The 1,338-nt window shown below is 53.1% G+C and carries 3 protein-coding genes; all 3 read right to left on the reverse strand.

Going from position 1 to position 1,338, the window contains the following annotated elements; genetic code table 11:
- On the reverse strand, positions 1–552 hold a 552-nt coding region (locus tag D6694_10215), incomplete at its 3' end, for an aminotransferase (protein ID RMH40251.1).
- Complete coding sequence (locus tag D6694_10220) at positions 549–824, reverse strand: hypothetical protein (GenBank protein RMH40252.1); 276 nt, start codon at positions 822–824, stop codon at positions 549–551. The genes D6694_10220 and D6694_10215, both read right to left, overlap by 4 nt.
- 21 nt (positions 825–845) lie before the next feature.
- The coding region (locus D6694_10225) for an N-acetyltransferase (protein RMH40253.1) at positions 846–1,338 on the reverse strand (493 nt) is incomplete at its 5' end.

Consider the following 1,338-nt stretch of genomic DNA (forward strand, 5'->3'; position numbering starts at 1 on the left):
CCCCATGATGTAGCGACCATGTTTAAGCACGTTAGCGACTTGCGCCTCAATCTTCGGTCGCAACACATCTTGCTGTGTTTTCAGGTCGATAAAATCTGTGCAGCCGTCATCACTCTCATTCAGCCAGCAAAGCGCTTCTTCGGGTGTTTTTGCCGAAAGTAATCCCAGCGTATCAAAAGAACAGTCGCTGGTCACAATCACCTTTTCACCATGGATAGCCATAGCTGCAAGCGCAATTTGCGCATCCTCAAAATCGCGGCTATGACCGTATTCGCTCCGATAGTCCGCACCAACATGTGACAGAATCGAAACATGTTCAAACAAATGATCCATCAAACGGCATAAAGTTTCTTTACGGCGCGTTGCTTCCATCCCTTTGTCAGCAAGACAGCGATTAGCAAGATACTCGATCGCTGACAACGATGATGCAGCAACCCATAAACGGGCCTCACCCTGTTCGGCCCGATCAAATAACGTTTCCAACACGTCAACATGCGCGCGTGCGAACCAAAGGTCGAGCACCGAATTGACATCCAGAATCAGATGCTTCATTTCACATGTTTCCGGAACAGATGCTCATGCCACCTCTGTTTGTCTTCTTCAGGAGATACCGACTGATTGTGTTCTCGGTATTTTCCCAAGATAGCATCTAGATCTCTGCCAACACTTCCGCTCCGGGCCAGCTTCACCTCATTCAAGACACTGCTGCCATCATCAATTGCAGCATCGGGAATCTCCACCACAACTTCGACACGCCTCAGTCGCCGACCCAAGGAGTCCGGAAGACGAACGATGCCATGCTCACATACCGCCTGAATTCTCATGTATCCCTCCTGTTTCTGGTCTTACCCCACTTTGCATACGCGCCCATGGTGCAGTCGATATTTCGTCCCTGTCGCCGAACACACAGCTTCTTCTCCGTCGCCATCCAGCGGCAAATCGAGCCGCTCGCCATGCTCACTCATCCAGCCAACATGCCGCGCCGGCACGCCGACCATCAGCGCATAATCCGGCACATCCCGGGTTACCACCGCGCCGGCGCCAATGAACGCATAACGACCGATCGTCACGCCGCACACGATCGTGCAATTCGCACCCAGCGTTGCGCCCTTGCGCACCAAGGTGTCGCGATATTCGTCCTTGCGCGGCACGGCCGACCGCGGGTTGTACACATTGGTAAACACCATCGATGGACCGCAGAACACATCGTCCTCAAGGGTCACATTGTCGTAGACCGATACATTGTTCTGAATCTTCACATTGTCGCCAATCACCACCCGATTGCCGACAAACACATTCTGCCCCAAGGAACAACCTCGTCCGATGCGGGCGCCGCCA

It is taken from the genome of Gammaproteobacteria bacterium (assembly GCA_003696665.1).
Taxonomy (GTDB): domain Bacteria; phylum Pseudomonadota; class Gammaproteobacteria; order Enterobacterales.